Annotated in this window: 8 protein-coding genes; 3 read left to right on the forward strand and 5 right to left on the reverse strand. The window is 36.5% G+C overall.

What is annotated here, in order from left to right:
- Positions 1 to 5: 5 nt before the first annotated feature.
- The 4 genes from RAH34_RS22610 to RAH34_RS22625 form a co-directional block, all read right to left on the reverse strand.
- Positions 6 to 776 (reverse strand): TIGR02757 family protein, encoded by a 771-nt coding sequence (locus tag RAH34_RS22610; RefSeq protein WP_373428001.1) that lies wholly within the window; start codon positions 774 to 776, stop codon positions 6 to 8.
- 7 nt (positions 777 to 783) lie between these two features.
- Complete coding sequence (locus RAH34_RS22615) at positions 784 to 1,698, reverse strand: ribonuclease Z (protein ID WP_306597657.1); 915 nt, start codon at positions 1,696 to 1,698, stop codon at positions 784 to 786.
- Between the two features lie 68 nt (positions 1,699 to 1,766).
- A complete protein-coding gene (gene rdgB, locus RAH34_RS22620; RefSeq protein WP_373428000.1) occupies positions 1,767 to 2,342 on the reverse strand; it encodes an RdgB/HAM1 family non-canonical purine NTP pyrophosphatase in 576 nt (191 codons plus the stop codon).
- 41 nt (positions 2,343 to 2,383) lie between these two features.
- Entirely contained in the window at positions 2,384 to 3,214 is an 831-nt protein-coding gene (locus RAH34_RS22625) for a CPBP family intramembrane glutamic endopeptidase (protein WP_114821154.1), read from the reverse strand.
- Positions 3,215 to 3,322: 108 nt separating this feature from the next.
- On the opposite strand from RAH34_RS22625, the gene RAH34_RS22630 reads away from it, so the two are divergent.
- From RAH34_RS22630 to RAH34_RS22640, 3 genes are all read left to right on the forward strand, one after another.
- On the forward strand, positions 3,323 to 4,015 hold the full coding sequence (locus RAH34_RS22630) for a hypothetical protein (RefSeq protein ID WP_114821155.1): 693 nt from the start codon (positions 3,323 to 3,325) through the stop codon (positions 4,013 to 4,015).
- A 13-nt stretch (positions 4,016 to 4,028) separates the two neighbouring features.
- Positions 4,029 to 4,739, forward strand: coding sequence for a hypothetical protein (locus RAH34_RS22635; RefSeq protein ID WP_306597658.1), 711 nt, complete (start codon positions 4,029 to 4,031; stop codon positions 4,737 to 4,739).
- Between the two features lie 162 nt (positions 4,740 to 4,901).
- Positions 4,902 to 6,497 carry a peptide chain release factor 3 gene (locus RAH34_RS22640; protein ID WP_114821157.1) on the forward strand — a complete coding sequence of 532 codons (1,596 nt, stop codon included), beginning with the start codon at positions 4,902 to 4,904 and terminating at the stop codon, positions 6,495 to 6,497.
- An 88-nt stretch (positions 6,498 to 6,585) separates the two neighbouring features.
- Here RAH34_RS22640 and RAH34_RS22645 read toward each other — a convergent pair.
- The coding region (locus RAH34_RS22645; RefSeq protein WP_306597659.1) for an IS3 family transposase at positions 6,586 to 7,284 on the reverse strand (699 nt) is incomplete at its 5' end.

Here is a 7,284-nt window from a genome sequence, read left to right on the forward strand (position 1 = left end):
TATTTTTACAACAGTTCCTTTGTCACTCCTAATCCAAACAATGCAAAGTCATATTTTGCAGGATCATTTTCATCAAACTTTCTGATGGCAATATCAAGCTCTTCTACTGTTTTCCAATCGTTCTGTGTTCGGAAAACCAAGCCTAATTTTCTGGAGATATTTCCGGTATGCACATCCAGAGGAATGGAAAGATTTTTCTGATCTATATTCTCCCAGATGCCAAAATCTACCCCTCTTTTATCTTTACGCACCATCCATCTCAAAAACATAATAATCCTTTTGGCAGAGGAATTCTTATAAGGTGAACTGATGTGTTTATGGCTTCTGTGCTTTTCTGTTTCCAGGAAACCACTTCTGAATCTTTCTATAGCGTGGAGAAAGTTATTCTCTGATTCTTTTACTTTAAACAAACTTTCCAGGCTTTCATTTTCATTATAAATTCTGTTGAACTGTCTGATGAAATAGGAAAAATCCTGTCCATTAAACGTTCTGTGAATGCTTTTATCCTGAATACTTTCCAGATCTTTTTCTGAATAATTCATAACAAAATCATAGGGTGAATTTCCCATAATACCAAGCATCTTATCTGCAGAATTAATGATCGACTTTCTGTTTCCCCAGGAAATTGTGGCTGCCAGAAATCCTGCAATTTCAATGTCCTGTTTTAAAGAAAAACGATGTGGAATCTGTATCGGGTCATTTTCAATAAAATCAGGAGCGTTATACTGATCTGCTTTTTCGTTGAGAAAATCTCTGAGTTCTTCAAATTTCAACATATTCATTCTAAATCTTTACACTCTCCAATGCTTTTGGTAAAAATGTATTGGGAAATATTTCTCTCGCTTCATCAGTAAATACGGTCAGATCTCCATATCTGTTAGAAAAGTGGCCTAAAATCAGTTTTCCAACCTGAGCTTTCTGAGCAATGGTAGCTGCTTCCAAAGCTGTGGTGTGGCCTGTATAATCTGCCATTTCCTTCAAATCATGTAAAAATGTAGATTCATGATACAGAACCGTTACATTCTTAATAATAGGAATCACACTTTCAAGATAACGGGTATCACTGCAAAATGCATAGGATACCGATGGAGCCGGATCAACAGTCAGAATTTCATTTTTAAGGACATACCCATCGCTTAGTACAAAGTCCTTCCCTGCTTTGATATTGTGATAATCGCAGGTTTCAATTTCGCTGTACTTGGCAATCTCTTTCATATTGAGATGCCTGTCTTTCGGTTTTTCTTTAAAAAGATACCCATTACAGTATATCCTGTGATCCAACGGAATAGTGTATACTTCTATCCTGTTGTCCTCGTATATTTTTTCAGAATAATCTTTATCCAGTTCATGATAAACCACTTCAAAACCCCGGTGGGTTTCTGTGATCTGAAAAATAGTTTCCAGCATCTTCTTAATACCTTTAGGACCATAAACATGCAAAGGCATTTCTCTTCCTAACAAACGGAAAGAAGCTATAAGCCCCGGAAGTCCGAAGCAATGATCTCCATGAAGATGGGAAATAAAAATATGATTGATTTTTGAAAATCTTGCTTTTGCCTTTCTCAGCTGTACCTGTGTACCTTCTCCACAATCGATCAGAAAGAGTCTTTCTTCCATTTCCAGCAGCTGTGCTGTGGGTGATGTATTGATGGTTGGAATCGCAGAGTTAAAACCTAATATTGTTAAATAAGTACTCAAATCAATAATTTATGATAACAAATGTACAACAGAAAATATAAATGGGGATTTCGTCCTGATATTTAAACTTAATCAGTTACTTTTAAAAAATCCATAAATAGGTCTAATGCCTGTTTACGGTGGCTGATTTTATTCTTGTCTTCAGGATCCATTTCAGCAAAGGTTCTTTCGTATCCTTCAGGAACAAAAATCGGATCATATCCGAAACCTTTGAAACCTTTATTTTCTGTCAATAAATTTCCATGAACTCTACCTTCAAAATATTGAGCGCCATTTTCATCATAATAACACAGAACCGTCACAAAATAAGCTTTTCTGTTTTCAATTCCCTGCATTTCTTCCAATACCTTTTCGATATTTTTTGCGAAATCATGATCTCCGGCATAACGGGCTGAGAAAATCCCAGGTCTTCCATCCAAAGATTCTACGACCAAACCGCTATCATCTCCCAAACTTGGAACACCTGTTTTTTCAAAGCAATATTTGGCCTTGATAAGAGCATTGGCGTGAAAAGAATCACCATCTTCTACAATTTCTTCGTGAATATGATAATCGGTAAGGCTTTTCACCACGCAATCACTTCCCAGGATCTGTTGGATTTCTTCTTTTTTATGTTCGTTGTGTGTAGCTACTAATAATTCCATTTCTATATTCATTTTCAATTTTACTTTTATAATCGGGTTACTTACATTTCAGCATAATGTACTTTATACTTTTTCATAAAAAGATAATAGAACAAAGAGAAAAGTACAATTCCAACAGCTAGTACAAGCCATTCTGAAACATGAAGAACCTTTGCAAAACTTTCATCTTTACCATAAAGTACCAATAATGACAGGGTTAAATTATTAAACGCATGCAGTAATATCGGCATCAGCAAAGACTTTGTTTTATGATAAACCAATCCCAGTACACAACCCAGCATTACAGCGCTGATAAACTGCCATGGATTTCCATGAACCACCCCAAAAATAATGGAGGCATACAGAATCGCCTTCCATGGTTCTACTCCTTTATTGATCAATCCTTTCTGAATAATTCCTCTGAAAATAATTTCCTCAAAAACCGGTGCCATAATAACGGTCATGATAATCATTACAACAGGATTATCTGTCAATTGGCTCATCAGCTGGGTAAAATATTCATAAAATTTACCGAAAAAAGGTCCTGTGGTTGGGATCTGAGCGGCAATAAATTCGGAAATAAACATCATCCCGGCCATCATTGGAAAAATGAGAAGGTAGGTAGAGAAATTAACCGATGATAAATTGAAATTAAGCCTCTTTTGAGTGGTACGTCTTACAATGAAAAAATCGAAGAAGGCAATAGCTGTAAGGAATCCCACAGAATTCGCTACCATCAGAAACCAGTCTTTTAATTCGATATTTTCCCGGAAAACAACTTTCCATAAAGTGCTGAATAAAGAAACAGCCATTGTTCCCACGAATAATCCAACTACCAAAACGACACCGCCAAACCATGTGAATGTAAACTTCGGATATTTGCTATTTTCCATCCTTTTTCTGTAAAAGTTTATGAGAAACAAAGATAATTTTTTTGACTGCTACAGGCAACTAAAAAAGGAATTTCTTATTTTCGCTTCTTTATCCATGAACATCACAAAATGCATACAGAATTTCCATTCCAAAGAATTGAGTCTACAACCAACAGATTGATGACTGTTGTTCTGAATGCCCTTTTCTTTGTGATCTTTATTCCTTTCACTTTGCTTTTTGTTTTAGGTCCTGCTTACGGAATTTACAAAAAAGGATTTGAAGCTATGCTATACCCTGCCCTAGTTGGCTGGGGACTTTCATTGGTAATTCTGATTCCTGTTATCCGCTATTATATGATCAAAAGGGAAAAATTAGCCCGTAGGATTGTGGTGGATGAAACCGGACTTTTATTTTATAATTCAAGAAATGAAATTGTGGATCAGATCCTCTACACAGATCTCCGGCCTTCAAAACAGAATTTTGATATTTACACAGTCAATCCCGTGGGATCAGGTATTGCTCCTTTACTGGAAATAACAATCTTATCTGATAAAAAAGAAGAAACTCCAAGACGTATTGATATGAATCTTCCTTTAAAAGTGGTAAAAAACAAATCTACTTTGTATGCCCGTTTCCTATACGGCATTGTTACTTTCCGTCCTGATTTGAAGATAGACCCTCTCGTTTTCCGAAGCTATTGTATTGATACAGAAACCTGGAAAGTGAACAGCAAAGGGATTTCTTTAGGAGGCTGGCTTTTATTTCTGGCAGCACTTATTATGGCGGCACTTATATGCGGGTTTGTATTTTTGTTAACTTAAGCTAAGAATTAATATGATTGAAAAATTCCAGACCATAGAATCCAAAATCAACACACCCATTACTTATTTTCTCATGGGAATTCTCTGGATTGCTGTTATTCTGATTATGGTGGTAATCGGGGTTGTTTTCAATCTTATTTACCATAATTTCGGGCCATATTTGGAACATGATCCTGGTATCTTTTTCACACTTCTTATTGCCCAACTGCTTCTTATATTTTGTTGTATCGCTTTGATAATGGCTTTAACTTACAGAAAAAAACAAAAGATCCGAAAAGCCGTTGTGGATGAAAAAGGAGTTACTTTCTATAACAACCGGAATGCAATCATTGAAACCATATTATATCACGACCTTCAACCAGCGCAGAACTCATCCGCCGATGTACATGTTTTCAACACCCAGACCGTAAAATCTGGCAAAACAACATTGCAGGTCTACCTGAAAAATAAAGCTGGAGAAATCGGACCAACACGTGTTGATTTCAATTTTGAACTGGTAATTGTAAGTAACCGATATGATCTGTACCGTCATTTTCTAAGAGGGATTCAACAGTTTCGTCCGGATCTGAAAATAAGTCAGCAGGCGATTGATCAGTACAATCTTAGTTCAGAACCCCCAAAAAAAGAATTGGGGATTTTTGAATATATCATGGCATCCATTGTTATCCTGATTGCTGCCGGACTGCTGTATGTTTTTATGTTGCTACTAAAAATAATAGTCTGATCAACTGCATTAAAGAAAAAGCCAGCTATTGAACGCTTCATCGCTATATTCATCATTCTGAAACCTGAATATCCTTCTATTCTTCTGTCTAATTAATATTGTCTTCATTTAAATTTGAAAACCTCGTAAAAAATCACGATTTTTGCAACTTCAAAATACGATATGTCAGACTTAATCAAAGAAATACAAAAAAGAAAGACCTTCGGGATCATTTCCCACCCGGATGCCGGAAAAACAACTCTTACAGAAAAGTTACTTCTTTTCGGAGGAGCTATTCAGGAAGCGGGTGCGGTAAAATCCAACAAAATAAAAAAAGGAGCTACCTCCGACTTTATGGAAATTGAAAGACAGAGAGGGATCTCTGTTGCGACTTCCGTATTGGCTTTTGAATATAGAGACCACAAAATCAATATTCTCGATACTCCAGGTCACAAAGACTTTGCTGAGGATACGTACAGAACATTAACTGCTGTAGACTCCGTAATCGTTGTAATTGACGTGGCAAAAGGGGTTGAGGAACAAACTGAAAAACTGGTACAGGTTTGTAGGATGAGAAACATTCCGATGCTGGTTTTCATCAATAAACTGGACCGTGAAGGTAAAGATGCCTTCGATCTTTTGGATGAAGTAGAACAAAAATTAGGATTAACAGTTTGTCCTCTTTCTTTACCGATTGGTATGGGAAGTGATTTCCAGGGAATTTATAACATCTGGGAAGACAATATTCAGTTATTCTTGGAAGAGAAAAAGCAGAAAGTTGGAGATTCTATTAAGTTTGATGATATCAATGATACTGCTATTGACGATGTAATTGGTGAAAAAGCAGCCAAAACTTTAAGAGAAGAGCTTGATCTGATCCAGTCTGTTTATCCTGAGTTTAACCGTGAGGATTATATGAAAGGCGATCTTCAGCCGGTATTCTTCGGTTCTGCTTTAAATAACTTTGGAGTACGTGAATTATTGAATGCTTTCATTGATATTGCTCCAATGCCACAGCCTAAGGAAAGTGATACCCGTCTGGTAAAACCTGAGGAAAGCACTTTCACAGGATTTGTTTTCAAAATCCACGCGAATATGGATCCTAAGCACAGAGACAGACTTGCATTCGTGAAGATTGTTTCGGGAACCTTCAAAAGAAACGAAAACTACTTACTGGTAAGAGAAGGTAAAAAAATGAAATTCTCCTCTCCTAACGCATTCTTTGCAGATAAGAAAGAAGTGGTGGAAGAAAGTTTCCCTGGTGATATCGTTGGTTTACATGATACAGGAAGTTTCAGAATCGGAGATACATTGACTGGCGGAGAAAAACTAAGCTTCAAAGGAATTCCAAGCTTCTCTCCTGAGCATTTCCGTTATATCAATAACAACGATCCGTTAAAAGCTAAGCAATTGGCGAAAGGTATTGATCAGCTGATGGATGAAGGGGTTGCGCAGTTGTTTACGCTTGAAATGAACGGAAGAAAGATTATTGGAACGGTTGGAGCCCTTCAATACGAAGTTATCCAATATCGTCTAGAGCATGAATATGGTGCAAAATGTACTTATGAACCGCTATCTATGCACAAAGCATGTTGGGTAGAAGCAGATGAGAAGTCTGAAGAATTCAAAGAATTTGCAAGATTAAAGCAGAGATTCCTGGCGAGAGATAAATACAATCAATTGGTATTCCTTGCAGACTCTTCTTTCACAATTCATATGACTCAGGAGAAATTCCCGAATGTGAAATTACACTTTATCAGTGAGTTCAGAGAAAATTAAGAAGTAAACAGGCAAAATCGCAAAAAGCGAAATTGTTCGAAATATAGATCCGCAGACGTTTAGACTGCACCCAAAAGTTTAGACAAAATTAAACAATATTATTATATGAAAGAGTTCGGTACTGTACCGGACTCTTTCCTTTTAGATTAAGTCTTATCCTGTCGTTATTGTAATACTTGATATACTTCTTTATTTCTTTTTTGAGCTCATCAATGGTTTTAAATTTCTTAGTATAGAACATTTCAGATTTTAAAGTTCCAAAGAAGTTTTCTATTACTGCATTATCCAGACAGTTTCCTTTGCGGGACATACTTTGGATAATGCCTTTTTCTTTTAACAGGTGCTGATAGGCTTTCATCTGATATTGCCAGCCTTGATCAGAGTGGATAATGAGGTTTTCAGTATTTTTAATTTTTCTGAATCCTTTTTTGAGCATATTCACAACCTGCGCAAAGGCAGGCCTTTCTGAGAGATCGTAACTGATAATCTCGCCATTGTAAAGGTCAATTATCGGCGAAAGATACAATTTACTGCCCGAAACGTTAAATTCTGTTACATCAGTGGCCCATTTTCTGTTTGGCTGATCTGCCTTAAAGTTCCTCTCCAGAATATTTGGTGCTATCCTGCCTTGCTCTCCCCGGTAGGATCTATATTTTTTAACTCTAACTATACTTTTCAATCCCAGAGTCTTCATCAGTTTTAATACCGTTTTATGATTAATTACAATTTCTTGTTGTTTCATAATCAGAGTAATACGACGGTATCCAAACCGACCTTTATGTCTATG

It is taken from the genome of Chryseobacterium sp. WLY505, from assembly GCF_030846215.1.
GTDB lineage: Bacteria > Bacteroidota > Bacteroidia > Flavobacteriales > Weeksellaceae > Chryseobacterium.

Excerpts from the sequence above, each read along its gene's own strand:
- RAH34_RS22625 (WP_114821154.1), bottom strand. The coding sequence starts at position 3,214 with ATGGAAAATAGCAAATATCCGAAGTTTACATTCACATGGTTTGGCGGT.
- rdgB (WP_373428000.1), bottom strand. The coding sequence starts at position 2,342 with ATGGAATTATTAGTAGCTACACACAACGAACATAAAAAAGAAGAAATC.
- RAH34_RS22630 (WP_114821155.1), top strand. The coding sequence starts at position 3,323 with ATGCATACAGAATTTCCATTCCAAAGAATTGAGTCTACAACCAACAGA.
- RAH34_RS22640 (WP_114821157.1), top strand. The coding sequence starts at position 4,902 with ATGTCAGACTTAATCAAAGAAATACAAAAAAGAAAGACCTTCGGGATC.
- RAH34_RS22635 (WP_306597658.1), top strand. The coding sequence starts at position 4,029 with ATGATTGAAAAATTCCAGACCATAGAATCCAAAATCAACACACCCATT.
- RAH34_RS22610 (WP_373428001.1), bottom strand. The coding sequence starts at position 776 with ATGTTGAAATTTGAAGAACTCAGAGATTTTCTCAACGAAAAAGCAGAT.